This window comes from Roseiflexus sp., assembly GCF_057785375.1.
Genome location: NZ_JBYNRX010000058.1, coordinates 37,938 through 64,109 on the forward strand (window position 1 = coordinate 37,938; position 26,172 = coordinate 64,109).

The 26,172-nt window shown below is 61.1% G+C and carries 24 protein-coding genes; 9 read left to right on the forward strand and 15 right to left on the reverse strand.

Annotated features, from left to right (window positions below; all coding sequences use genetic code 11):
• Positions 1-212 precede the first annotated feature (212 nt).
• Complete coding sequence (locus tag AC3EA7_RS10065; protein ID WP_488613919.1) at positions 213-1,028, forward strand: ABC transporter substrate-binding protein; 816 nt, start codon at positions 213-215, stop codon at positions 1,026-1,028.
• Positions 1,029-1,073: 45 nt separating this feature from the next.
• Positions 1,074-1,283: a DUF4926 domain-containing protein gene (locus AC3EA7_RS10070; RefSeq protein ID WP_488613920.1), complete on the forward strand. Its 210-nt coding sequence runs from the start codon at positions 1,074-1,076 to the stop codon at positions 1,281-1,283.
• Between the two features lie 168 nt (positions 1,284-1,451).
• On the opposite strand, the gene purQ is transcribed toward AC3EA7_RS10070, so the two are convergent.
• From purQ to AC3EA7_RS10085, 3 genes are all read right to left on the reverse strand, one after another.
• Complete coding sequence (gene purQ, locus AC3EA7_RS10075) at positions 1,452-2,255, reverse strand: phosphoribosylformylglycinamidine synthase I (RefSeq protein ID WP_488613921.1); 804 nt, start codon at positions 2,253-2,255, stop codon at positions 1,452-1,454.
• A gap of 3 nt (positions 2,256-2,258) precedes the next feature.
• A complete protein-coding gene (locus tag AC3EA7_RS10080) occupies positions 2,259-3,650 on the reverse strand; it encodes a protein kinase domain-containing protein (protein WP_488613922.1) in 1,392 nt (463 codons plus the stop codon).
• Positions 3,651-3,804: 154 nt separating this feature from the next.
• The gene (locus tag AC3EA7_RS10085) at positions 3,805-5,064 is read right to left on the reverse strand and encodes a vWA domain-containing protein (protein WP_488613923.1); all 1,260 of its coding nucleotides are present in this window, start codon (positions 5,062-5,064) and stop codon (positions 3,805-3,807) included.
• Between the two features lie 454 nt (positions 5,065-5,518).
• Between AC3EA7_RS10085 and AC3EA7_RS10090 the strand changes: the two genes are divergently transcribed.
• The 3 genes from AC3EA7_RS10090 (at position 5,519) to AC3EA7_RS10100 (ending at position 10,153) form a co-directional block, all read left to right on the forward strand.
• Positions 5,519-6,772, forward strand: coding sequence for a tetratricopeptide repeat protein (locus AC3EA7_RS10090; protein ID WP_488613924.1), 1,254 nt, complete (start codon positions 5,519-5,521; stop codon positions 6,770-6,772).
• Positions 6,773-6,968: 196 nt separating this feature from the next.
• Positions 6,969-8,780: a M3 family oligoendopeptidase gene (locus AC3EA7_RS10095; protein ID WP_488613925.1), complete on the forward strand. Its 1,812-nt coding sequence runs from the start codon at positions 6,969-6,971 to the stop codon at positions 8,778-8,780.
• Positions 8,777-10,153, forward strand: a complete 1,377-nt coding sequence (locus AC3EA7_RS10100; RefSeq protein ID WP_488613926.1) for a glycerate kinase type-2 family protein — start codon at positions 8,777-8,779, stop codon at positions 10,151-10,153. Before AC3EA7_RS10095 ends, AC3EA7_RS10100 begins: the two co-directional genes overlap by 4 nt.
• On the opposite strand, the gene AC3EA7_RS10105 is transcribed toward AC3EA7_RS10100, so the two are convergent.
• From AC3EA7_RS10105 to AC3EA7_RS10120, 4 genes are all read right to left on the reverse strand, one after another.
• A complete protein-coding gene (locus AC3EA7_RS10105) occupies positions 10,137-11,300 on the reverse strand; it encodes a glycoside hydrolase family protein (RefSeq protein ID WP_488613927.1) in 1,164 nt (387 codons plus the stop codon). The genes AC3EA7_RS10100 and AC3EA7_RS10105 overlap by 17 nt on opposite strands.
• Entirely contained in the window at positions 11,297-12,709 is a 1,413-nt protein-coding gene (locus AC3EA7_RS10110) for a glycosyltransferase family 2 protein (RefSeq protein WP_488613928.1), read from the reverse strand. Before AC3EA7_RS10110 ends, AC3EA7_RS10105 begins: the two co-directional genes overlap by 4 nt.
• A 226-nt stretch (positions 12,710-12,935) precedes the next feature.
• Positions 12,936-13,805 (reverse strand): ATP-grasp domain-containing protein, encoded by an 870-nt coding sequence (locus AC3EA7_RS10115; protein ID WP_488613929.1) that lies wholly within the window; start codon positions 13,803-13,805, stop codon positions 12,936-12,938.
• A complete protein-coding gene (locus AC3EA7_RS10120) occupies positions 13,802-14,746 on the reverse strand; it encodes a PIG-L deacetylase family protein (protein WP_488613930.1) in 945 nt (314 codons plus the stop codon). Before AC3EA7_RS10120 ends, AC3EA7_RS10115 begins: the two co-directional genes overlap by 4 nt.
• 360 nt (positions 14,747-15,106) lie before the next feature.
• On the opposite strand from AC3EA7_RS10120, the gene AC3EA7_RS10125 reads away from it, so the two are divergent.
• Complete coding sequence (locus AC3EA7_RS10125; RefSeq protein WP_488613931.1) at positions 15,107-15,343, forward strand: hypothetical protein; 237 nt, start codon at positions 15,107-15,109, stop codon at positions 15,341-15,343.
• Here AC3EA7_RS10125 and AC3EA7_RS10130 read toward each other — a convergent pair.
• Positions 15,317-16,441, reverse strand: a complete 1,125-nt coding sequence (locus AC3EA7_RS10130) for a tRNA-ribosyltransferase family protein (protein ID WP_488613932.1) — start codon at positions 16,439-16,441, stop codon at positions 15,317-15,319. The genes AC3EA7_RS10125 and AC3EA7_RS10130 overlap by 27 nt on opposite strands.
• A 239-nt stretch (positions 16,442-16,680) precedes the next feature.
• Here AC3EA7_RS10130 and AC3EA7_RS10135 point away from each other — a divergent pair, with 239 nt between their 5' ends.
• Positions 16,681-16,938, forward strand: a complete 258-nt coding sequence (locus tag AC3EA7_RS10135; protein WP_488613933.1) for a YkvA family protein — start codon at positions 16,681-16,683, stop codon at positions 16,936-16,938.
• Positions 16,939-17,325: 387 nt separating this feature from the next.
• Here the strand turns inward: AC3EA7_RS10135 and AC3EA7_RS10140 are convergent, their stop codons facing one another.
• Complete coding sequence (locus AC3EA7_RS10140) at positions 17,326-18,120, reverse strand: methyltransferase domain-containing protein (RefSeq protein ID WP_488613934.1); 795 nt, start codon at positions 18,118-18,120, stop codon at positions 17,326-17,328.
• A gap of 112 nt (positions 18,121-18,232) precedes the next feature.
• On the opposite strand from AC3EA7_RS10140, the gene AC3EA7_RS10145 reads away from it, so the two are divergent.
• Entirely contained in the window at positions 18,233-19,201 is a 969-nt protein-coding gene (locus AC3EA7_RS10145; RefSeq protein ID WP_488613935.1) for a sodium-dependent bicarbonate transport family permease, read from the forward strand.
• A gap of 260 nt (positions 19,202-19,461) precedes the next feature.
• Here the strand turns inward: AC3EA7_RS10145 and AC3EA7_RS10150 are convergent, their stop codons facing one another.
• From AC3EA7_RS10150 to AC3EA7_RS10170, 5 genes are all read right to left on the reverse strand, one after another.
• Complete coding sequence (locus tag AC3EA7_RS10150; protein ID WP_488613936.1) at positions 19,462-20,133, reverse strand: response regulator; 672 nt, start codon at positions 20,131-20,133, stop codon at positions 19,462-19,464.
• 150 nt (positions 20,134-20,283) lie between these two features.
• A complete protein-coding gene (locus AC3EA7_RS10155; RefSeq protein WP_488613937.1) occupies positions 20,284-21,678 on the reverse strand; it encodes a sensor histidine kinase in 1,395 nt (464 codons plus the stop codon).
• 109 nt (positions 21,679-21,787) lie between these two features.
• A complete protein-coding gene (locus AC3EA7_RS10160; protein ID WP_488613938.1) occupies positions 21,788-22,672 on the reverse strand; it encodes a zinc metalloprotease HtpX in 885 nt (294 codons plus the stop codon).
• Between the two features lie 135 nt (positions 22,673-22,807).
• Positions 22,808-23,551, reverse strand: coding sequence for a GIDE domain-containing protein (locus AC3EA7_RS10165; protein ID WP_488613939.1), 744 nt, complete (start codon positions 23,549-23,551; stop codon positions 22,808-22,810).
• Positions 23,524-24,477, reverse strand: coding sequence for a class I SAM-dependent methyltransferase (locus tag AC3EA7_RS10170; protein ID WP_488613940.1), 954 nt, complete (start codon positions 24,475-24,477; stop codon positions 23,524-23,526). Before AC3EA7_RS10170 ends, AC3EA7_RS10165 begins: the two co-directional genes overlap by 28 nt.
• 128 nt (positions 24,478-24,605) lie before the next feature.
• Between AC3EA7_RS10170 and AC3EA7_RS10175 the strand changes: the two genes are divergently transcribed.
• Complete coding sequence (locus tag AC3EA7_RS10175; protein ID WP_488613941.1) at positions 24,606-25,034, forward strand: hypothetical protein; 429 nt, start codon at positions 24,606-24,608, stop codon at positions 25,032-25,034.
• A 195-nt stretch (positions 25,035-25,229) separates the two neighbouring features.
• On the opposite strand, the gene tatC is transcribed toward AC3EA7_RS10175, so the two are convergent.
• The gene (tatC, locus tag AC3EA7_RS10180) at positions 25,230-26,165 is read right to left on the reverse strand and encodes a twin-arginine translocase subunit TatC (protein WP_488613942.1); all 936 of its coding nucleotides are present in this window, start codon (positions 26,163-26,165) and stop codon (positions 25,230-25,232) included.
• Positions 26,166-26,172 lie beyond the last annotated feature (7 nt).

Sequence of the window (26,172 nt, forward strand, 5' to 3'; positions counted from 1 at the left end):
CGGGTCCTGCATAGGTATCACCACATTCACTGAAACTGACACTCATCCAATAGTCGATGTCGTCGATCTGTATGATGCATGAATTAGGTAGAGTTGCCGGGAGAAAAAACCGCAGGCATGAAGGGTTGCTATCGAGATTGATTAAAGTATACTTGAATATAGACTGGTGATCAAGCCATCTGTATGAAGATACGATGAGAGAGGCGCTGCGGATGCGATGGCGGCAGCAAGCCGGAAGGCGCTGGCTCGATGTGGCGGCATTGCTGATTATCATCGGGTATGCCGCGCTGGCGGCAAGTGCACAAATGGGGTTGAGCGTCGCCGGGCAGGGACTCGACCCGGTGTGGGCGGGGGTGCAGCAGCGCCGTACCTTGCGGGTTGCAGTCGATCTTGGCTTTTACCCATTCACCTGGATTGAGGATGGGCAACCTGCCGGATACGACATCGATCTGGCGCATGGGATTGCATCGCACCTTGGTGTTCAGGTGGAATTCGTCCCCAGCGGTCTCGATTCGATCTACGACGATTTGGCGGCGCGGCGCGCTGATGTGGCGATCTCTGCACTGCCTTACGCGCCGGAACTCGGCTGGCGTGCGCGTTTCTCGCAGTTCTACTTCAATGCCGGACAGATGCTGGTGGTCCGCTCGGATGCATCCATTGCCTCGGAAGCGGACCTCGCCGGTCGCGTCGTGGGTGTAGCGCTCGGTTCCGACGCCGATACGCTGGCGCGGCGTCGCCTGATGGAGGGCGCGACGTTTACGCTGCGCTCCGAGTACGACGCTCCCGACGAGGCGCTGATGGCGTTGCAGCGCGGCGAAGTAGACGCTGTGATCGTCGATCATCCGGCGGCGTTGATAGCTATGGCGCGCGCGCCGGAGGTGCGTATCGCGCAGGCGCTGACCTTCGAGCCGTATGTGATCGCGGTTGCGCCGGAAGCATATCGCCTGCACGACGCCGTCAATCAGGCGCTCGACGCCCTGCGCGCCGAGGGATTCTTCGAGGAAGCGCAGCGGAAGTGGTTTCGGTGAGTGCTGTCATAAACTCGAGACGGGCAATGCGAAGGAGAAAAAAAGATGACGCATGATACCCCGCATGTGCTTGATGTCGTGGCGCTGCTCGAAGACCTTCCAGATCGCAGGCTGCGCCGGGGGCAGGTCGGAACCATCGTTGAAGAACTGGCGCCTGGGGTCTTTGAGGTGGAATTCAGTGATGGTCACGGGCGAACCTATGCTATGCTTGCGCTCCGTACGGAACAATTGTACTCCACTACGAGCCAGCGCTAGCGGCATAAGACTGGACAGATATCATCTCTCCGCTCGACCCTCTGAGCTCTTGCCTCTTGCCCCTCGCCCCTCGCCCCTCGCCTCTTGCCCCTCGCCCCTCGCCTCTTGCCCCTTGCCCCTCGCCTCTTGCCCCTCGCCTCGCGCCTCGCGCCTCGCGCCTTCCCGCGATCACATCCCTTGCGCATACCGGATCGCGTTCCGAAAGATGATCAACCCGTCTCCTTCGTTTCGCAGCGGCTCGCGCGTCCAGCGCGGATGCTGGTAGGGCAGCGCCGCGTTCTCCGGGTGGGGCATCAAGCCCAGCACATTGCCGCCGGGGTTGCAGATTCCGGCGATGTGATCCATCGAGCCGTTCGGATTCTCCGGGTACGCAGGCAGCCCGCCATCGGCGGCGACGTAGCGCAGCGCCACCAGACCGGCGGTGCGCAGCGCGGCGAGAGTGGCTGCATTGCGCGCCACGAAGCGCCCTTCGCCATGCGCGACCGGCACCTCAATCGGGCGCTCGATGCCCCGGGTGAAAACGCACACGCTGGTTGGGTCGGCAGCCAGATGCACCCAACGGCACTCGAAGCGACCGGAGGCGTTATCGGTGAGCGTTACCTTATCGAGCCGCGCGCCGGGAAGAATGCCGGCCTTCACCAGCGCCTGAAAGCCGTTGCAGATGCCGATCACCGGGCGACCGTCAGCGATGAAGCGCATCATCTGATCGCCGAGGCAATGGGTCAGATCGATCGCCAGAAGTTTTCCTGCGCCCAGGTGATCGCCATACGAAAATCCCCCAGGAATAACCAGCATCGCATAGTCCATGAGGCGTCGCTCACCGGCAATGAGCCGGTTGATATGGATTATCTCCGGGCGCCCGCCCGCAAGTTCGATTGCCAGCGCAGCATCATTGTCGCGGTTGATGCCGGCGGCGCGCAGAATGAGCACACGCGGTGCGCTGAGCGTGTCGAAGCGTGGTGTCTTTCCCATAATCTATCCCCAACGAAACTCGATTTCCACTTCGCCGATCTTGATCCGGTCGCCGGAACGCAGGCGATGTTTCTGGTGCGGCGGCAACGGCGTCCCATTCACAAGCGTGCCATTGGTCGAACCCAGGTCGGTCAAGGTGTAGTAATCGCCATTGCGTTCGATCATCGCGTGATGGCGCGACGCGATGCCGCGGTCGTGCTCGGCCAGGTCGAGTTCTGGATAGTGATGCTGGCGCGGGTCACGGCGGCCGATCCGCAGCGGTGTGCGTTCGATCTTTTGCTCGAAGGTGCTGCGCGGCGAGGCGACGATCAGACGCGGTACAGCCAGAGCGGCGCTGAGCGGCGCGCCGCAACCGGCGCAGAAGCGCGCACTGGGCTTGTTGATCCGCCCGCATCGTGCGCATGTATGGCCCTCGGGCATGGCGCCGACCGGCGCCGTGGGGGGCGGGATGGGAGGGGCGACCGGCGCGATGGGCGCCTGCAAGATCGTCTCGACCGGTGGGCGCGCGACGACCGGCGGAATGATCGGCGGCGGCGGGGTGGCGCGCGGGACGGGATCGACAAACGGCGTGTCGAGGCAGCGATGGAGCGCCTGCTCGAATTCCAGCGCGCTGCTGAACCGCTTTGATGGTTCGAGGTTCATCGCTTTGATGATCGTCTCTTCGGTGCGCGCATCAACAGATGGATTGAGTTTGCGAATGCTCCCCTTGGCGGGCGTTTGCAGCGGAATCGGCGGCAGATTGGTCAGCAGGTGGAGCAATGTGGCGCCAAGCGCGTACACATCGGAGCGTGCATCGGTTTGCCCTTTGCCATACTGTTCCGGTGGCGCGTAGCCCGCCGACCCCATCGCAATCGTATCCTTCGCCTTGCGCACTTTGTACGTGCGTGCAACACCGAAATCGATCAGTTTCAGCACCCCTTCTGGAGTCAGCATGACGTTTGACGGCTTCAAGTCGCGGTAGATGATCGGCGGCGTGCGCGTATGGAGGTAATGCAGAATGCGCGCCAGTTGAATACCGTAGCCGACCACCTGTTGTTCGAGCAGTGGCGCATTGGCGTCGCGGATGCGGTGCTCGAGCGTCTGCCCCGCAACGAACTCCATGATCATCACCGGGCGCCCCTGATACTCGAAGAGTTCCGCGACGACCGGCAACCCCGGATGGCTGAGTTTGCTGAGGAGTTCGGCTTCCTGCAGAAAGAGTCGGCGATTCTCTTCGAGTTCTGCGGTCGGCAGGTCTTCCGCCGGACGCATCTCCTTCAACGCCCAGATCGTCGAGTCCGCCAGGCGCAGCGCGCGGTAAACCGCCCCCATCCCGCCGCGACCTATCAGTGAGATGATGCGATATTCGGCATGAGCGCCGTGGATAATCGTTTCCGGTGCGAGCAGATCAGACATATGGCGCTGTACATGCGCTCCTTGCAGGGGGAACCGCATTCCTGCGCCAATTGTACCACAGGACGCCCGGAATCGGTGCTATGGCCAATGCTGCGGGATGGGTGAACCGGCGTGACGCCACGCATCCACTGAACTGATCTGCAACCCCTGACCTCTACTCTTCCTGTTTGATGTCACTCAGTCGCACGGTCTTTTGCACGCCGAACTTGATCGTCTTCTGCCCCTCGCTGGAGAGTTTGCCGGTCTGTTGCAAGTGCTGAATCTCACGCTGCATCGTTTGCGCCAGATCGACTTCGCCCTGGTTGAGCAGCCGGGTCACGGCGCTTTGCAGTTTTTGGGTCGCTCCCGCGACGTCACCGGCGGCGAGGTCCTGCAATGCACGCGTTTGCAGTTTGAAGGCGCTGACTTTTTCAACGATGTTCATCACGGTGGCATTCACCTGAGCGGCAAGCCCGGCGTCCGTCGTAAAGGTGAGCATGATGTCAGTACGACTCTTCTCACCGGACAGACTCAGCAGCGGAATGTCGTAGCTCACCTCTGCCTGGGCGATACGATACTCCCCGGCTGGTCGCGGTTCGATCAGCACTTCGACGAGCAGCGTGCGTCCGCTGCCGGTTTCCAGTTCACCAAGCGGCACACTCACATCGCGGTCGGAGATCGGGCGGTAACCGAGGTTGGTAATAAGCGGATAGACCTGCCACACAGCGCGCGGTAACACCCCCTGCACAAACCGGAGCGTCAGGTTTGCGTTTTGCACCGTCGTCGCCTGTGCGCGCTGGATGGTGCTCTGGAAGTAATCAACGATCTTTTCCGGTCGATCAATGTAGTCGGCGGCGCCGCCTGAGCGGTTTGCCATCTCGATCAACAGATCCTCGTTCCAGTCCTTGCCGACGCCAAGCGCCGTGATCGGCACATTGCGCCGCCCGGCATCCTCAGCGCGTCGCAGGCAGTCCGACTCGTTCTCGGTCTGGCCGTCGGTCAGCAAAATGAGACGGCGCACCGTTTGTGGCGGTCCTTTATCGATCTCACGCAGCCCCGCCTCGACAGCGGGCGCGATCCGGGTGCCGCCGCTATCGCGCACACGGTTGATGCGGTCAACCAGTTCAGCATGTTGCGTGACCGGCGTGGCAGGGATCAGGACTTCGGTGCGATGATCGAAGATAACGACTGAGACGACATCCTGCGCATCGAGCATTTCGATGGCGCGAATCGTCGCCCGCCGCACCCGGTCAATCTTTTCGCCTTTCATGGAGCCGCTTCGGTCGATAACAAAGCAGACATTCACCGGCGCTCGCACCTGCGTCATCACCTGACCAGGCATGACTTCAAGCAGCAGATATGCAACCTGCGGCGTTGCCGCTGCTGCCAGATACGGGCGCGCCAGCGACGCGCGAATAGTAACCTCGCCCGCCATAGACTACTCCTTTGACGACCCGCCAGGTGGTCGCTACACGTTCCGCCAGGTCTCGTCGATACCGGAAACCGGCGCGATGATCGATTCCGCTTCTGTTGTGCAACGGATGCGCACAAGCATCGCTTATGGACGATGCCGGATATTTTCCTGTTGCCGTTCGAGACGCCCTGCACAGGACAAAGGCATCATGCCTGTCAAGTATAACAAAGTTCTGCAACGAGCGACATAGTTCTTAGTTCTTGGTTCTCGGTTCTCGGTTCTTGGTTCTCGGTTCTCGGTTCTTGGTTCTTGGTTCTTGGTTCTTGGTTCTCGGTTCTTGGTTCTCGGTTCTCGGTTCTTGGTTCTTGGTTCTCGGTTCTCAATTCCCGCAAGCCGGTTCCCATATGCTATAATTCTGAGAAGTTGATGAGAAGCCATCCATCCCTGCGCGGCCCACATTGAAGGAGAACCGGCTATGCTCGGCGAGCCGCACTACGACGAGGCGATTGTGCATTTTCAGCGCGGCCTGGTGCTCGAACAGGCGAACCGCGTTGAAGAGGCGGTGGAAGAATATCGGCGTGCATTGGAGCATAACCCGCATCTCGCAGAGGCGCACGATGCGCTTGGTAATTACTACCATCGGCACGGTCTGCTGGCAAAGGCAGCGGAAGAGTTTCGTATCGTCGCAAACCTGGAAGGCGGATTTCTGGCGTATTTCAACATCGGCAGCATCCTTATCGAACTCGGCAGATATGACGAAGCCATCAACGCGCTTCTGCAGTGCCTGATCTTCGATGCCGAAGACCCTGCGGTGCACTATCAACTCGGGCTGGCGCATTTCCTGCACGGTGATGACTACGCGGCGCTCTACCATCTTCAGATCACCCGCCAGCGCTATCCAAACGATAGTAACCTCCATCTGCTGATTGGTCGCTGCCACTTGCGCCTCGGCGCATACGACGACGCGGAGACGGCATTGCATATTGCTCTGCTTCACGCCACGCACGACATCGACCGGCTTCGCATCCAGATGTACGTTGAGGCGGTCGAGCGCCACCGTGAAATCGGCGTCGTCCATTCGTTCAGAGAGCGTTTCTACGCCGAACAAGGCGCTGCCTATCTTGGATCGACCCACGACGACGGAAACAGGCCCGAGGAGTTCTCCGACTTCCACTTCACCTACCCCGACATTGCCATGAGCCTTCATCGCCTCATGCACCTTGCCCGATTGCAACACTGGCGCCTGACCTGCGTTGTTCCGATTGATCGCCTGGCTGAACCGCTGGCGCGTGTGCTGGCAGGATTGTTGCAGGTTCCGGTGCGTTGCGCCGATGCGCTGCAACCGGATGATAGTGCGCTGCTGACCCTTGCAATTGGTCACGAAGCAGAAATGTTGAAACTGGCAATCGAACGAGCGCCGTGTGCATCGGTCACTTTCTGCCTCGGGCTGGACTGGTTGCGTCATAATGCCATCGTCCCCGATATTATTGGGGTCGTCGCGCGCAATGTGTGCAGTGTGCCGTGGGAACCCGAATTTCGCCGCCTGCGCGCGCACGGCGCGCCTGCCGATCAACTGGACGCCTGTCTGAACCAGGCGACGCAGCAGATCGTTGCAGCCTTGCAGTCCGCGCCATCCGATGCGATGGTGAGTCGGAGCCTCGCGGTTTTCCAAACCTTCCGCCGCCTGCGGTATCTGGAACACGCCTGCGGCGCATCCGTCGTTTGCTGAACCGCGTGTGAAACAGTCGGCGTCCACATCGCCTGGGAGCGCAGGCGTTATGAATGATCCCCTGGAACGCTACTCCCTACTTCCTGCTCCCCGATCCCTAGATGACAGCGATTCGATATTTTGCCGATGATGCGGTACCATGTTCTTTATCATCTTCCGCTGCTGGACATGTCGTTGAATGCCAGAGGAATGACCGATGACCACGTCTGTAAGTGAAACCCTTCCCCACTGGGATATGACCGTTGTCTACCCTTCGCTCGACTCACCGGAGTTCAACCGCGATCTGACCGCGGTACGCCAGGGGTTCGACGATGTCGCCGCGCTGTTTGATCGCCTGGGCATTGATCGCCGTGACGACCAGGCGACGGATGACGCTGCTATTGCAGCGTTCGATACCGTTATCACATCGTTGAATGATCTGCTGGAACGCTTTGCTACGCTGCATGCCTATGTCTACGGTTTTGTTGCGACTGACTCGCGCAACGAGCAGGCGCAGGCGACGCTCAGCCTGTTGATGCAGGACAATGTCAAACTGACAAAACTGTTGAAACGATTAACGGCATGGATTGGCGGACTGAATATCGAGACACTGATCCGGCGTTCGACCGTTGCACGCGACCATGCCTACATGGTGCGACGTGCCGCCGAAGAAGCCCGTCACCTGATGTCGCCGGCGGAAGAAGAACTTGCAGCAGAACTCGATCTGTCGGGCGGGATTGCCTGGGCGCGCCTGTACCAGAATCTGACGTCGCAAATTATGGTCCCGATTGAGCGTGATGGGCAGGTGATCGAACTGCCGATGAGCCAGGTGCGCAATCTGGCGCGCGACCCGGATCGCGAGGTGCGGCGACGCGCGCACGAAGCCGAACTTGCCGCCTGGGAACGCGCAGCCCTGCCGATTGCAACGGCGCTCAACAGCATCAAAGGGCAGGTCCTGGCGCTTGGTCATCGCCGGCGCTGGGCATCCCCCCTGGACGCCTCACTGTTCGACAATGGCATCGACCGCGCCACGCTCGATGCGATGATGACCGCCGCGCGCGAGTTCTTCCCCGATTTTCAGCGGTATCTGCGCGCTAAAGCGCGGTTGCTCGGCGTTGAACGTCTCGCCTGGTATGATCTCTTCGCGCCGGTTGGCAGCAGTGGGCGAAGCTGGCAGTTCAGCGACGCCGAGGCATTTATCGTCACCCAATTTGCGCGCTACTCACCGCGCCTGGGTGCGTTTGCCGCACGAGCGTTCCGCGAACACTGGATCGACGCCGAACCACGCGCCGGAAAGGTTGGCGGCGCCTTCTGCATGTCGCTGCGGCGCGATGAGTCACGCATCCTGGTGAACCACGACGCCACGGCGGATAGCATGTTCACGCTGGCGCACGAACTCGGGCACGGCTACCACAACCTGAACCTGGCGCAGCATCCAATGCTCAATCGCGACACGCCGATGACGCTGGCGGAAACGGCGAGCATCTTTTGCGAGACGATTGTGCGCAATGCAGCCCTGCAGGACGCAAGCCGCGATGAGACGCTCGAAATTCTCGAGGCGTTTCTCAGCGGCGCCTGTCAGGTGGTTGTTGATATCACGTCGCGCTTCTTGTTTGAAACGGCGCTCTTCGAGCAGCGCGCAGCACGCGATCTTTCGGTGTCGGAACTGTGCGCCTTGATGACCGATGCGCAAAAACAGACGTATGGCGACGTGATCGACGAGCAGACGCTGCACCCCTTCATGTGGGCGGTCAAGGGACACTACTACAGCAGCGGGTTTTCCTACTACAATTATCCCTACATGTTCGGACTGCTGTTTGGTTTGGGGTTGTATGCCGAGTACCAGCGCGCCCCCGCAGCGTTTCAGGCGCGTTACGACGACCTGCTGGCTTCGACCGGGCTGGCAAGCCCCATCGAACTGGCGGCGCAGTTGGGGTTCGATCTGCGCGCGCCGGCGTTCTGGCGCGCTAGCCTCGAAGTTATCCGGAACGATATTGACCGCTTCGAGGCGCTGGTGGACGCGGCATGAACCCGGAATCATTCCTGACCGGCACGCTTCGCGCTCTGCCGCACGGCGCCGCTGTGACGCGCATCCTCGCCGCTGCCGTCGCCGCCGTCGAGCCGGGCGCCGCCGTGCGTCGCTGCTTGCGGCGCACTGGCGAATGCCTCCACATCGGCGATGCGGTGTACGATCTTCGCACGTTCGACCGCATCTGGATCGTTGGGGCGGGCAAAGCAGGTGCGCCAATGGCTGCCGCTGTCGCCGACATCCTTGGCGAGCGACTGACCGGCGGCGTGGTCGTCGTCAAGGAAGGCCATATCGCCGCCGAACACATGGCGGCATTACGTCCGCGCGTCGAGGTGCTCGAAGCCGGGCATCCAATTCCCGACGCGCGCGGGGTCGCCGCCGGCGAACAGATTGCCGATCTGCTGCATCACACCGGCGAACGCGACCTGGTGCTGGCGCTGATTTCCGGCGGCGGATCGGCGCTGCTCACGCGCCCTGCACCGGGGATCACGCTCGATGACCTGCGACGCCTGACCACATTGTTGCTGGCATGCGGCGCATCGATCAATGAGATCAACACGCTGCGCCGCCATCTCGACATCCTGAAAGGCGGCGGGCTTGCACACCTGGCAGCGCCGTCCCCCGTCGCCACCCTCATTCTATCCGATGTTGTCGGCGATCCGCTCGACGTGATCGCTTCCGGTCCCACCGTCGCCGATCCGACCACGTTCGCTGATGCACTTGGCGTGCTCGGACGGTACGGTGTAACCGATCAGGCGCCGGCTGCCATTCTGGATCGATTGCAGCGCGGTGCGCGCGGCGAGATCGCCGAAACGCCAAAGCCGGGCGATCCGGCGCTGGCGCGGGTCCACAACCTGATCATCGGCAGCAACCGCCTGGCAGTCGAAGCGGCGCTGACAACCGCGCGCAACGAAGGGTTCAACACCCTGCTGTTGACCACCTTCCTGCAGGGCGAAGCGCGAGTCGTCGGGCGTGTGCTGGCTGCCATCGCCCGCGAGATTGCGGTCAGCAATCAGCCAATCCCACGCCCGGCATGCGTGATCGCTGGCGGTGAAACAACCGTCACGCTACGGGGCGACGGTCGTGGCGGGCGCAATCAGGAACTGGCGCTCGCCGCAGCCGCCGACCTTGCCGGTGCGCCGGGCGCGCTCCTCGTCGCACTGGCGACCGACGGCGGCGATGGACCAACCGACGCCGCCGGCGCGGTGGTCAGCGATGCGACGATCCCGCGCGCGGCGGCGCTGGGAATCGATGCAACCGCAGCGCTGGCGCGCAATGACAGTTATCCGTTCTTCGCGGCGCTGGATGATCTCCTGCGACCGGGTCCCACGCAGACCAACGTCAATGATCTGGCGCTTATCGTGGTGGTGTAGCCGGTGGCGGGCGCTGCGCTGCATTCTGCCATACCGACGTGATCGCTTGCCAGTGATCGTCGTTCATCAGCCGGACCGGAGTAATCCAGGCATGCGGCAGGTTGCCCTCCTGCCCGGCGATCATGGCGCGTTGCAGGTCTGTCGCGCGCACTGCGACGCCGCGATCGGCCCACAAGCCGTATGAAATGATGATCCGGTTTGCGCCATAGCGCTGGACATACCGCGCAATGTCGCGGGTGTACTCCGGCGATGCCCCATTCAGACCGAAGTAATTCCAGAGCACCAGACGATCGGCGTGCTGCAAAAGCAGTGCATAATCGTGTCCGCTGCGCTGTCCCTCGTTCTGTGGCGCATCCCAATCAATCCGCACATCGACGAAGAGTTGCTTCCCGTGGGTATGCGCAACGCGCGCCGCGCGTTCGACGAAGCGGGCAACCATTGCCGAACGCCACGCACCAATGGTGGGGTGGTCGACGTCGATCAAACCACGCGAGGTGCGGGGCCAGTCGCGCCAACCGCTGTGCGCCCGGTACAACGCCAGATCGTCGGCGCCATACCCCTCCTGATAGTAGAACAACTCGGTCAGCGAGATGGAATCCACGTCGTAGTGACGGGCAATATAGTCGATCATGGCAATCAGCTCGTTACCGAAGGCGCCATTGACGAGGGCGTGCGTGCTTGCCTGGTATGGAACAGGGCGACCGGCGGCGTCGAGCGCGCGTTGCGAAGGCCGTGCTTGCAGATAACGCGGCGCAAAGACATCGACAATCGCCGAAATGTGCGCCCAGCGACCAAAGCGCAGTGTCGCATCCGCCAGCAAATCGCGTTCACGCTCACGCACCCCGGCAGACCAGCGTTCCTCTCTGCCGCTCCAGCGAAAGCCGGTCCAATCGATGCGCCCGGCGCTGAGACCGACCATATTGACGCCAGCATGCTGCATCCGCCGTTCGAGTCGGTTCAGTTCTGCTGATGATTGCGCCAGATCGGAGAGATCGAGACTGATGGCACGGATCGGCGATGTCGCCGATGCGGGCAACGAGACCGTAACCGGCGATGGTTCAGTCGTGTCGGAACATGCTAATGCCTCTGGCAGGCAGGATGCGAGCGGCATGGTTGTCAGGACCAGTGCAATCAAAAGAGATCTCATATCCTGCTCCGGTAGCGTCGCACCCTCTCGATAACCATGCTCAGCGCTTTGCTCGCCTGCGACGAACCATGCAGCGCCAGATGCCGGGCATATGCCATCCAAACCTCCAGTCTCATTGATCGAAGCGCCATTGTGTGTGCTCCCGACAGCGGTTCGAGACGTTGCGTCATCCTGCCGCCGGGTGCAGCAGCGATTGGTCTGCCGATGCCGACGCGCTCAAGTTTGTTCCAGCGCTGCTCGGCGCGGCGCAGTTCGAGATAGATCGCGCGCATCATGGCGAGGCTGAGCAGGAACGAATAGGGCAACCAGAAAATGACCGCGTACAGGTAGTGCGCGTGATGCCAGGCGCGGTCGAGCACGAGCGCAAACAAAGCGATGGCGAATGTCTGGAACAACCCGACCCAGACCAGGATGCCGAGCGGCGTCCATCCGACCGGAGCAGCGCCGCTCAGCAGGAGCGCAAGCAGCGATGCCAGCGCACTCAACTGAAGAGTGGGAACCACGACCATATTGAAGAAATTGAGCGCCAGAAACGGACCGATCGGACCAAAACGCGGGTTGCCGATCATATCACGGTGTAGCCAGGCCGTTTGCACAAAGCCGCGCGCCCAACGCACACGCTGCTTCCACAAACCGCGTATCGTGGAGGGAACTTCTGCCAGCACCAGCGCATCTGGCGCAAACTGCACATCGTATCCGGCGCGATGCATTCGCCAGGTCAGTTCGAGGTCTTCGCCAAGCAACCCATGGCGAAACCCGCCGGTTCTCACGAGTGCGCTGCGACGGAATGCGCCGATGTTGCCCGATACAATCGGCAGACACCCAATGAGCGCCAACGCCCGACGCACAAAGCCGGTGCCGACATGGGTTTGAATGGCTGCCAGATGCGTTTGCGGACGATCCAGATTAACCGGTGCGTCGCTGCCGCATACCGCGCCGACGTAGGGGCTGTCAAACGCGCGCAGCATCGCAGGAATGGTATCTTCGGTAAAGATGCCATCGGCATCAACGCAGAAGACAAACTCGCCACGCGCGTGCGCAAGACCGGCGTTCAGCGCCGAAGCCTTGCCGCCGTTGGGCTTGTCCACAATGATGACATTCTTCCGATTGCTGAAACGCCGCATATGTGAAAGCGTATCATCGGTGGAACCATCATTCACCAGAATGATCTCTTTGTTTGGGTAAGAGCAAGCCAGGATGGACTCGACGCAGGCAACGATGACACGCCCTTCGTTGTAAGCGGGCACAACAATCGAAACCATCGGCGTCGTTTCGTCCGGTTGCGGCCGCCGGCGCAACCGCCGCAGTTCGAACACCAGCGAGAGCGGAATGTAGCATAGATTCAGCAGCCCACTCCACAAAAGCGGGATGCTCAGGATAATGAACACCAGACTCAGAATGTCTATCATCGTACTCCTCATCCCCACGCCCTGCTTCGCCCTTTCCCCTGCCGCTCTCTCGCACTGCGGGAGAGGGGATTTTCGGGCAAGGCGGCGCCCCTTGCGGTGAGCCTGCCGAACCGCGCCTGCACCGGCGTCCCAATGCCGAAAGTGAGCGATGCAACAAACGGGCGTGCCAGAACAATCTCCCCTTGAGAGAACCCTGCCCCCTGGCGTCAGGGAAAGGCGGGCAGAGTCACGCTCTTCCTTGCGGTAAACCGATCTCCTCGAGCAATGCGCTCAGGACTTCTGGCGCATACGCGCTATTGGCGCCAAAACGTGCATTGATCTCCAGCACCACAGGCGTGCCATCGTCGCGACGGCGAATATCGATGTCGAGCGCGCCGAAGAGACCCAGCGCACGAGCCGCAGCACATGCGAGCGCTGCTACATCAGGTGCGTCTTCATGAACGACGCTCACCGCATTGCCGACCACACCCTGCTTGAGCGCAGTCTTGCGCAACGGCACAACAATGTCGGGACCGCTGCGACGGATGTACACATTTGGTGCATACTCCGCCCCCGGAATGAACTCCTGAAGGATGACGTGACCATCGAGCGCACGCAGCGCATCGAAGTCGGTCTCTTGATACAAGAGTACATTGCGTCCGCCGCGTCCAACACGCGGTTTGGCGAGGCAGGGCCAGCCAATCGTCTGCGCGACGTGTTCGGCGCTCTGGATGTGCGCTGGCAACATGGCGCGGGGGACGGCAATCCCGCACTCGGCGAGACGCTGCCAGGTCAGCCATTTATCGTTCGCCAGCATCACCCCCTCACACGGCGCCAGCGCCATCGGGGCGGGCCAATCCTTTTCGCGCGCCAGGATGGGCAATTCCTCGCTGACCGTCGGGATGACCAGTGCAGCGCCGCTTTCCATCGTTACCGCGCGCAAAGTTGCGACGAATGCCGGATCACTGGCGGCTGGCACGCGATACACCATCACACCGGGTAGGTCGATGGACCGCATATCTGTGCCAGCGACCCGATAGCCGCGCTCGATCAACTGGCGCGCCAGGCTTTGCCCGGCAGGACCGCCAACACCCGTGACCAGTATGGTTATCATCATATATCTCCCAGTGCCGACGCAAGCGCTCGAACGACCTCGAACCCTTCAGCGTAGCGCGTTTTGGCTTGTCCGCCACGGAACACGGCAATCCCACGCACCCGTTCCGGGCTGACATACGGCTTGCCGCGCTGATCGGCGTGGGTGCGAATACTCTCGATCTTCACATCAAGATACCCATCGACATCGACGAAGAACGTCGGCTGGAAATCGCGCGTGACCGACGGGCTTTCGTAGCACAGGATGGCGCTGTGATTCCGCGCAGCGCGAAGCGTCGCCTGATGAACGGCGAGGTGATCCTGATGCTGGTCGTGCGCCGAGTGGGTCAGAATGACGTCAGGTTTATAATCTCGAATGCGCGATTCGATGGCGCGCGTAATTTCATTGACCTGTTCCGCCAGTGCGGTATCGTTGAAATTGAGCACTTCCACTTCATTGACATCGAGAAAGGAGGCGCCGTGATGCGCTTCGTACAGGCGCGTCGCCGGATCGCCGCCTGCCTCGCCGCATGTCAGTACCACCGCATAGACATCGTGACCGGCATCGCGCATCTTTGCCAGCGTCGCGCCACAGGCGATCTCCAGGTCATCGGGATGGGCGCCGATTGCCAGAATGCGGCGCGGACGCGGACTGCGTTCGGCAGCCAGTTTGACGCTGACCAGAAACAGCAAAACAACACTCAACGCAATCAGCGCAGGCGAATGGAGCGCGACATACAACGGATCGGACGGAGAGAGGGCATTGCCGAACAAGGCGCTGTCAACGGCATAGTATGCGTGGATGAGCGCCACGGTGCTGCTTACGATAAGAATCGCCCGATAGGCGATGGTCGCATTCCGGGACAGTGTTCGCGCCAGTTTTCGACGGCGCATAATGACGAACCCTGTCAGGAAAGCAAACGCAAGTGCTGCTGCTGCGTGACCAATCACCTCGACGAAAATCATTGATACTCCTCCTCTGCTTACAGGTGTTGTGTCGCTGATATTCGATCCAGAAACACAGAAATCGGCAAAATGTTACGGGTGAACATGGGCGTGTTCTGGCGACGTGCATATCAACAGAGGCAGGAACAGAGAAGAAAATACCGTGGAGCGCTGCTGGCATTTCAGGGGGGTGTTGCGGCGCAATGAGGACTGCGCAGGCGGTGCGAGTCGAAGTCTCGAAAACTGCCACGAACGGCTTGCTCGCTCGCCGGGAGCAGCGTCGAGGACGCAAGACTGCAAGAGTCCATCCTTTGGACGTTCTTCTTTGTGTACTGTTCTATATCACGGTCAAGGAATCATGCTCACAAGCGAGGTTGTGCCATGAAATCATACTGGCATCTGCTGCTGATCGGCACTGGAGTCGTCCTGATCGTGATAAGTGGCGTATACAATGTCATCTTCGCCGGGATTCCCTATCAGGACCCGCCGCCGGAACTGGCAGCGCGCTATGCGTTCCACTCGTCAATCGCCAATGCCATCTTTTTGCTGGGGGGTGCATTCTTCCTGGCAGGAGTGATCGCCGGCATCGTGTCATTCGCGCTCCGCAGACGCAGATGACGGTCTGTTATGGAGCAGCCCCATCAGCATGCTCATAAACCGGAGATTGTGAATCGTCGCCAGGCGATAGAAGAGGGTCTCGCCGATGGCTTGCAGATGATGCAGATAGCCGAGGGAATAGCGGGTGCAGGTATAACAATCGCAGCCGGGCGAAACCGGCGTATCGGTTTTGATATACCGGTCGTCTTCCACATACACGTAGTGAAACCAGCGGTCATCCAGGCGAAACCCCGGATCGTGCGGATCGGTGGTGAAGGCGTAGAGTCGCCCGTTGCGCGCGTCGCGTGTCGGCAGAGCGCTGTCGAAGAGGCGGTACCCCATGCGCGCGCACGTCGCCACATACTCCGGGTGACCGATGCCGAGCGCGTGGAGCGGAAGATGCAACGGGATAAGTTCACGGGTGAGCGCCAGCATATCGGTCAGCAGGCGCCCCTGTGCGTCGAGGGGCCACCCGCCGTAGCCGTATCCGTCGAACCCGATCTCAAGCAGCGCCTCGGCGCATTCGCGTCGCAGTTCAGGAATGCCGCCCCCTTGCACCACGGCGAAGAGCAGCGGTCGTTGGTCGCCAAGACGGCGCATTGCCATTTGGCGCTCGAACTCCTGTTTGCACCGCAACGCCCAACGGATAGTCCGCCGCACCGAGGCGCGTTGCTCGATCGGCGAGTCATCAACGTGGGTACAATCGTCGAGGCAGACCACAATATCGGCGCCATACGCCAGTTGCAGTTGAATACACTTCTCCGGCGTCAACTGAAACTTGCGCCCGGCGCCTTCCGGCTGAAACACGATCCCCTGGTCGGTGATGCGCCCCTGTTTCGGGTTCTGGCGGATCATCGAGTACGCCTGAAACCCGCCCGAATCGGTCATGATCGGACCGTTCCAGCCGGTCATTGCGTGCAGCCCGCCGAGCGCCTGAATGGTCGACGAACCCGGTTTCTGCATGAGGTGGAACGTATTCATTACCAGCGCACGTATCCCGGCAGTGCGCACATCGCCGGCATCGGCGGCGCGCACCGTGCCGAAGGTGGCATCCGGCAGAAAGGCGGGCAGTGGTACGATCCCGTGACGGGTGGCTAATGTATCAGGAAGTGCGGGCATACGCGGCAGTATACCATGGGTGTGTGAATGGCAGGTGTCAGTGTGAGTGAAGCACTGCGGTCTTCCTGCACAGAGAGCCTATCCGAAACATCGCTGACTGAAGTGCGACCGGGTAGGCGAAGGCATTGCCTTCGCCTACCCAACAACGATCACAGGAACGCGCTCAGCGTGCAACTTTTCGTACCCCCTCAACGTCATTTTGACAGTAAAAATCAGCTTCTATCAGGAAGAGGTCTCCGATGAATCGTCCCTGGCAGCGTCGTCTGATAGCGTTTGGCGCCGTGGCGCTTGGCGTCATCTACCTTATCAATCCGACTGCTGGCGTCCTTGAGCTGATTCCCGATGCTCTGCCGGTTGTCGGCAACCTCGACGAGGCAGCGGCGACCGCGCTGGTCATCTGGGGCATCCAGGCGTGGCGCCAGGCTGCCTCAACCCTGCCGGCTTTGCCGTCCCGCAGCAATGGAAAGACGGAACATGCCACAGGTCAGCACCGGTAAGCGGCTGCCTGGATGGGCATCTTGCGCCAGGGCGCACAGGTTCAAAGAGAAACGTCCCCCGCTTGTCGCGCCTCTGCGCCGTTGTATGCCGAGCAAACCCGCACACGAAGGCGCAAAGGGCCAATGTTTGCCGTCTCCGCGCCTTTGTGTGTGAAGCGGCATGCTCATACTAACTTACGGTCCGTCAGACAAGATATTCGCGCGTGTTGGGCAGGGCGCAACGGTCAACGCACACCGGCAGGCATGCCGTGGAACGCAGACTGCGCGCTGGCATCAGCAGCCCCGGCGGGGCTTCCACTTGCGGTGAGCATGGTCGAACCGCGTGCTCAGCGCGGGCTTTCGCCCGCAGCGGCCCGGCGGTATGGTACGAATGCCCGCGCATTAGTATTACACGCCTACTGCCGCCAGTATCAACGGGAGAATCTCAAGATCCGCTTGTGCGACGAGTTCATCGTACTCGCGCCCTTTTGCGGGCGTCAGATGGCGCTGCACCGCCTCGTGCGTCAGCAGCGGCAACACCGGTTGACCGGAGTCGTCGTTCGCTTCGAGCACGAATGCTCCGGTACGCGCCTCGTTCCAGCCGCTCTCCTGCAACAGCGCACCGAGATCGGCAGCCATTTCCGGATTTGTCAACAGCAATGATCCGGGCGGGTCACACTGCCGTGCCATCCAATTGCGCATATCAGCCGACCACGGAACCCAGGCGGTTGTCGCCGTTACGACTAGCGCCCATCCTCCACGGCGCACCACACGCCGCAGTTCGCGCAGCGCCGCGCGCTGATCGCGCAGTAACCCCAGCGTGGCGATGCACACAGCCGCGCCGCAGCACGCCGAGCGCAGCGGCAGCGCGTGCGCATCAGCGGCGATAGCCAGCAATTCACCGCGCGTCACCGCTTCCCGCAATGCCGCTGCATCACAATCCAGACCGATGAGCGGCGCCGCTAAGAGCCTATCCGAACAATCGCTGACTGAAGTGCGACCGGGCAGGCGAAGGCACTGCCTTCGCCTGCCCGGCGAACTTTTCCGGCTAGACTCTAAATCGAGCGTCGTGCGCAGTAATGATGCTTTGGCGCCCGTGCCGCATCCCACATCAAGCAGAGGACCATCAGGATGCGGAAGGGTAGCCAGGACGGCGGTAAGAACCGGTATCAGCGGTTCGTGTAATCCGGTAACATCGTGCATAATGAACTGATTGCGTATACGCCATCGCTATAATGAGGAACGACGCCTGAGCCTGTCACATCGTGCACGACGGATCGCCGATGATACAGGCTCTTCGACAGGAAACGCTGCTATGGACTTTCTCGAACTGATACGTCTCAACTTGCTCTCGCCGATGGCGCTGGCATTCCTGCTCGGCATCGTTGCGACCCTGGTGCGAAGCGATCTCCACTTTCCCGACGCATTGTACACGGCTCTCTCGATCTACTTGCTGCTGGCGATCGGGTTGAAAGGCGGCGCAGAACTCTCCGCCACACCACTGGCGCAGTTATGGGCGCCGATCCTGGTGACGCTCCTCTTCGGCGCTGCCATTCCGGTCTGGTGCTATGCCATCCTGCGCAAACTGGGGAAATTCGACGTCGCCGACTCAGCCGCCATTGCCGCGCACTACGGCTCGGTATCAGCCGTCACGTTCAGCGCCAGTCTGACGTTTCTGGAAAGCATTCCAATGCTGTATGAAGGGTTTGTGCCGGCGCTGGTGGCTGTGATGGAAATCCCGGGCATTATTGTCGCACTGGTTATTGCGCGGATGCGAATTGGACAGGTCGGATCATGGCGCAGTGTGCTGCATGAAGTATTGACCGGCAAGAGCATCCTGTTGCTGTTCGGCGGCCTGGTGATCGGTGCAGCGGCGGGCAAGGAAGGATTTGCGCAGGTGGCGCCGCTGTTCGTCGATCCGTTCAAAGGCGCATTGACGTTCTTCTTGCTCGAGATGGGCATGGTTGCTGCACGTCAGTTTCGCGACGTGGCAAAAGCTGGACGATTCCTGATCGGGTTTGGCATTGTCATGCCGATCCTGCATGGCGCCATCGGCATTCTGCTCGGCAATCTCGTAGGCCTGTCGCCGGGAGGCGGCATGGTGCTTGGAGTGCTGGCAGCCAGCGCATCGTACATTGCGGCGCCTGCCGCAGTACGTATCGCGCTGCCGCAAGCCAACCCCGGCTACTACCTGACCGCCGCGCTGGTGATTACGTTTCCGTTCAACCTGACGCTGGGATTGCCGATCTACTTTGCGATAACGCGCGCCATCTACGGCATCTAATGCTCATGCGCGGTCATTCGTACCATACTGCCAGGGCGCGCAGCGAGACGCCGGGGCGCTACGGGCGAAAGCCCTCGCTGACCGTCTTGCAGCGGACGTTGGCTGAGCCTGTCGAAGCCAACGTCCGCCACTTTACGTCCTTGATGGTCTAGGTTTTGGTTGATCGCTCCGTAAAAGCCTATCCGAAAAGGCTTGTCAGGTAGACGCAGACAGCGCCTTCGCCTCCCCAGCCGCATACTGCGTAGCGATTTTCCGGTAGGCTATTGCTCCATCGTGTCCGTTTTCGGCGGGGCGATCAGCCCGCGCTGCACTGCCACCAGCGCCGCCTGCGTGCGGTTGCTGACGCCAAGTTTCTGGAAGATTTCGCTCAGGCGGTTGCCGACGGTCTTCTCTGACAGAAACAGACGCTGCGCAATCGTGCGATTGTCGTGCCCTTCAGCCAGGAGCGTCAGGATATCGCGCTCGCGCTCCGTCAATTGTTCAGCGTCCTGATCGACGCTCAGGCGGCGAAATTCATCGAATACCCGCAGTGTAACAGTGGGGTCGAGCGCCGCTTCGCCACGATGCACCCGATCAATGACATCGATCAACTCATCAGCATCGGCATCCTTCAGCAGATATGCGCGAGCGCCGGCTTTGATCGCCTCGAAGAGATGCTGATCCTGGCGATACATCGTCAGCATGATGACCTTGACATCCGGATGCGCCTGCGCCAGTTGCCGTGCAACCGCAACGCCGTCGATCTCCGGCATTTGAATGTCGAGCAGCACGATGTCCGGTTGCAGCGCTGCCACCTGCGTCAGCACCTCACGCCCGGTCGACGCCTCGCCGACAATGACGAACCCGCCTTTGCGCTCCAGCAGTTCGCGCAACCCCTGGCGAAACATGCGATGATCGTCGGCAAGCAGAATACGAATAAGATCGTCACTCATACATGTCCTCAATAGTGAATCATCGAATAACGAAGGCGAGGAAACAAAAATCTCGACGCTTAATCTTCTTCATCCTTCAACTTCTGTGTCCTCTGTGTCTCTGTGGTTACATCCTTCGGCGTCTGACGTTCAACGTTGAACGTTCAACGTTCAACGTTCAATAGACAGCAGCGGTATCCACGCGCGCAATTCCGTGCCGGCGCCCGGACGCGATAAGATAATCAATTGCCCTCGCAGTGCCGCCAGGCGTTCGCGCATCTGGCGCAGACCAACATGACCTGGCGCTTCGGGAAGTGCTCCTGGATCGAACCCCTGACCATCATCACGGACGATCAGTTGCAGCCCTTCGTCCGCCTGACCAATCAACACCTCGACCCGCGTCGCCGCTGCATGTTTAGCGACATTCGTCAGCGCCTCTTGCACAACACGGAACGCCACCGCTTCGACTTCCGGCGACGTCGTCGATGGCGTCCCCGACAGATCGACATGAATATCCCAACTATGCTGACCGGCGAACTCGACGATATAGCGGCGCAACCCGCCAACGAAACCGAGTTCGTCGAATTGCACCGGGCGCAGTGCGAAAATCGCTCGGCGCAACTCGCGGATCTGCTCGCGCAGCGTCGTTTTCAATTCCATCAATTCGGCGCGCAAGCGCTGCGGATCGCTCTCGATCCATTCATTCCAGAGATCGATGCGCATGCGCATAAATGCCAGGCTCTGGGCGATTCCATCGTGAATATCACGCGCAATGCGGGCGCGCTCCTCGGCGATGGCGCGTTCCAGTTGATAGATGGCCCGCTCTTCGCGCGAACGGCGCCGCGCGCTTGCAATTGCCTCGGCGATCTCATTGGTGATCGTTTCCAGCAACGCCAGTTCGTCCTGTGCGATGGTCATCGGTCGCTCGAGGTGCAATTCGATCCACCCAAGCAGCGCCATACCATCGTGGAGCGGCAGCGCCAGACAGACATCGGCGCCATCGGCGCTTGCGAGCATCTGCGGGTGGCGACTGCTCGCCATTTGATCGGCAATACGTAACGTCTTGCGCAGACGGGTCAGCTCATCCGTCGGCGCACCGTGCGCCCGCGTCTCGACGATTCCCGTTGTGTCGAGTAACAGTACTGCAGTGGCGCGCGCCGGAACCAGTCGTCGCGGGAAGGTGAGCGCCGCATCGAGAATTTCGTCAAGGGTCGCCGAGTCGACGATCCGCCGGTTGACCTCGCTGAGCAGCGCCAGTTGACTGTAGGCGCGCTGCTGGTCGCGCAATGCCTGCTCCAGCCCGGCCTGGTAGCGCTGCTCCTGGCGACTGACCCACGTCAGCGTCAACCAGACCGCCAGCCCGCCAAGCAATCCCCAGGCTGCCACATAACCCAGGACGCGCATGGTCGGAACATTGGGATCGAACCACAGCGCTTCGATCATGCGCCCAACCGCGAATGCCAGCCCAATCGTGCCGCCAAGCAACCAGCGTAGACGCAACAACACCTGCCAGTACATCTTGGGCGTCTCGCTAGCGCGATGCTCCACCTCGGTCTCCGCCATCATTGTGCAACCCCTGACCCTTAGCCCTCAACCCCTGACCCCTATTCTAGCGCAAAAAGACGCAGGCGACCGGCGGGCCGCCTGCGCTCCACGAAATATCGTCCTGAGCCATCTACGCCGCCAGCGCGCCACGTCCGCTGCCCTGACGCGCCATTGCACGCAAGCGCGCGATACGCTCCTCGGTTGGCGGGTGGGTGCTGAACCAGCGCATCATGCCGCCCGCGCCGCTCAGCGGGTTTACGATGTAGAGCGAGGCAGTCGCCGGATTCATCTGCATGAAACCACGCTTTGCCGCCCACTCGATCTTCTCCAGCGCACTCGCCAGGGGCAGCGGGTCACCCAGAATACGCGCGCCGAGTTCGTCCGCCTGGAACTCGCGCGCACGGGAGATGCCAAGCTGGATCAACGTTGCTGCAATCGGTGCGACAATGACCAGCAGTAGTTCGCCGATCGGATTGCCGCCTTCCTCGTTATCGCCGCCGGTGAACATGCTGAAAATCTGACTCCACATCCACATGTCGGCGATGGCCGCGATAGCGCCGGCAATGGTCGCCGTTACCGCCGAGATCAGCGTATCGCGGTTCTTGATGTGCGCCAGTTCGTGCGCGATGACCCCCGCCAGCTCTTCTTTCGTCAACAGGCGGCTGATGCCGGTGGTGACCGCCACCACCCCTTTGCTTGGACTGCGACCGGTGGCGAAGGCATTCGGAATATCTTCATCGATGATGTACAGCTTTGGCATCGGCAGCCCGGCGCGTACAATCTGCTGCTCGACGATCTGATAGAACCACGGCGCTTCCTCACGGCTCACCTCACGCGCACCGGCCATACGCAGCACGATGCTGTCGGAGAACCAGTACGCCCCCAGGTTCATAACCGCTGCAAGCACGACGGCAATGATCAGACCGAATGTTCCGCCCAGCGCGTTGCCGATCACAAGAAACAGAGCGGTCAACGCCGCCATCAACGCAAACAACTTTATCACATTCTTACCCATACAGGCGTCCTCCCTCGGATGGTGTCATTCTTTCCGCATTCGCATGGTACCGCAATCCACGATCATGCGACAGGGTAGGAATACCCGCTTCTCCGGCGGGAACCTTCCCGCACCCAGCAACCATCCCGCTCGGTTTCACGTGAGCAATCTCCACACGAGCAACACAACACCCACGGCACCGCAGATCACAGCAACGATCAACAGGTTGCGCGCACTACGTTCTATCTTTGTGATCAACTGGCGCTCGTTCTTGCGACTGATGATCATCTTTTCGCCTTTTGGTCCGCGCGCCAGCGCCGGTCGTCCACCACGATCCACGGTGTGCCCCAGCACGAACACTCGCTCGCCAATCGGCAGCGCCTGTTCGGTGCGCCGCACCCCCAGCATCTGGCGGCGCGCGAATCCCGGATCATTCGCCGGCTCGAATATCGACGCCGTATTCTGCCAATCAATATCCGCTCCTTCGGGATCGATCAGGATTCGCCTGGTCTCATCGCGCACATAGAACGGCGTACGCACATCACCGCTTTCGATCACCTCACTGCCGCGCTGCACCTTCGTTTGGGTCTTCCCCTGCGGATCGGTTTCGCTGACGGTCTCTTCGTACTCGCGGCTGATGGTGAAGCGATAGGCGGCGCACATGGCACTACTGACTTTGCCCAGAAGCGGTGCATCCATTTCGACAATGCCGCTGACCTCGCAGCGCTGTGCCAGCGCATCGGCGCCGACCGCCGTTGCAACCCGCCGGTAGATGTCTTCCAGCAATGCAGCGGTATACGTCTCGGTCGATCCAATGGTGGTGAGCATTGCCTGCCGCCGACGCCGGACCCACAGGCAGATGCCCGCAACAATCAGCAGGATGACGCCGATGATTTCCATGATTGCCTGCTTCCTTTCCTGATCAAGAAGGCAAGTTCGCCGGGAAAGGCAAACCGCCGCATTTCCCATTGCCGACCGACGATGATCGTTTCCAATTGCCGTTCGTAGGCGGCGCCCATCCCCTTTCGACGCCCGCCAAGCGTGTGAACGGGATATGAAACCAGCACGTAAGGCGCATCGAGGGCATCGAGCAACCGCACTGCCGCGCCGCGCTCGATCTGCTCCAGCACCGGCAGCAGTTTCAGCGCCAGCGCCAGATCGACCGGCGGACCACCCGGATTGCCTGCCTGGTCGCGCACCTCGACGTTGCCGGGAATGCCGACCAGTGCCAGATACTGGGCGACGAATTCGACAATGGTGCTGTCGATATCGCTGGCGTGATAGACGACATCGGGCGCGAGCGGCATCCAGGGAATGGCGAGCGGGTTCAGCCCGCACCCAACGTCGAGGACAGACCGGATAGGAGGGAGAGTAGCGAAGATTTCGGCATAAAAACGCTGCACAATTGGCAAACGTTCACGGGTGGAGGCATGGCGCACCATCAGATCGAGAGAGGCTCTGATGAACGACGCTCCAAGATGAGCGCCATGCGGGTTTGCCAGCGCTGCCTGAATCAGCGCTTCCTCCGATGCTGTCGCGAGGCGGGGAACATCGTGCGCCTGCAATCGTTGCATCCAGCCGGCGACATCGATCCGTTGCTCGACATAAGCGCCGGTAATCTGATGCAGTTTGTTCTTGGTCGCCTTAATCGATGCCTTGACGCTCCTGTGCGCGGCGAGTTCGCGCGCTGCAAGCGTGCGCACCAGCGACGGATCGATGGCGCGGTACTTTGGCGCCGCCAGCACAGCAGCGACGATCTCATCGATCTGCCGGGATTCGGTGGATGCTGCGGGCTCTACTGGGTTGGGTTCGGCGTTGGCGGCCATGCATTCTCCGGTGACGGGCGTCTGCGCAGCGGACGCAGCACCCTGGGAACGCCCGCCTCCCCCGGTGACGGTCACCTGCGCGGCTGAAGCGACGCCTCGGAAACCTCAAGCATCACCGGCGTTCGCCCGTGAACGCCTTACCCGCCATGGGTGACCATCACCTGCGCCGCAGCACCTGCGCGGTCGACGCAGCACCCTGGGAAGCATCCGCCTCCCCCGGTGACGGTCCCCTGCGCGGCTGGCGCAGCAATCGGGAAATCGCCAGTGGCATCAGCGTTCGCCCATACACGCCTCATCCGCCACGGGTGACCGTCCCCTGCGCCAACGGTCCCCTGCGCGGCTGGCGCAGCAATCTGGAAAACCGCCCGCATCCTCCGGTGACGGTCCCCTGCGCGGTCGACGCAGCACCCTGGGAAGCATCCGCCTCCCCCGGTGACGGTCCCCTGCGCGGCTGGCGCAGCAATCGGGAAATCGCCAGTGGCATCAGCGTTCGCCCATACACGCCTCATCCGCCACGGGTGACCGTCACCTGCGCCAACGGTCCCCTGCGCGGCTAGCGCAGCAATCTGGAAAACCGCCCGCATCCTCCGGTGACGGTCCCCTGCGCGGCTGGCGCAGCACCCTGGGAACGCCCGCCTCCCCCGGTGACGGTCCCCTGCGCGGCTGGCGCAGCAATCGGGAAATCGCCAGTGGCATCAGCGTTTGCCCATACACGCCTCATCCGCCACGGGTGACCGTCCCCTGCGCCCAGCCTACCCCGTCGGCGCCGCCGTCGCCTGTTCCCCATCGGTATGGCGTTTGGGAACGAAACGCGCCAGAATGATCCCCAGTTCGTACAGCAGATACATCGGAAGCGCGAGCAACAGGAGATTGTAGGGGTCGCCGGTGGGTGTAATGAACGCAGCGATAATGAAGATAACCACAATCGCATACCGGCGGGTCGCCGCCAGGCGCGCTGCCGTGACGACGCCAAGCCGCGCCAGGACGTACACGATCGCAGGCAATTGAAAGATCAGACCATTCCAGAGCAGCAGGGTTGCAACCGTGCCGATGAAACTATCAACGCGCGGCTGTGTGATGATCGTCGTTCCATCGACGCCGAACCCCAGCAAGAAGCCGAGCGCAGCAGGGACGGTAAAGAACCACCCGAACGCCACGCCGGCGATGAACAGTTCGGCGACGAACGGCAGTGCGATGAACAGCACCCGTTTCTCGTGCGGCAACAACCCCGGCAGGAAGAACGCCACGATCTGATAGAGCACGAACGGCATCGCCAGGGTGATGCCGACCACCAGCGCCATGCGCATATAGGCAAAGAACACCTCGCCGGTATCGATGCCCTGCAACTGTGTGCCAGGCGGCGCCAGGTGACGCACCAGAAAAACGGGCAGCGGATCACCCAGAAGCATCGGACTGTTGACGATCCAAAACCCGATCATCGTACCGATGGCAACTGCGATCAGCGCCTTGACCATGCGATTGCGCAGTTCGACCAGATGGGGCACGAAAGCGCGCCAGACATCACCAATATTGTTGAACTCGGTCAGGTTCGACACAACCTCTTCGCCTTCAGAAGGCGCTTCATCTTTGATGAAAAGGCGCACCAGCAAAATGACGACCAGAGGCAGCAGAATGAGGACGGTGAGAACGCTGATGACGATAATCAGTTGTGTCGATGTAAACTCCATCGGTTCA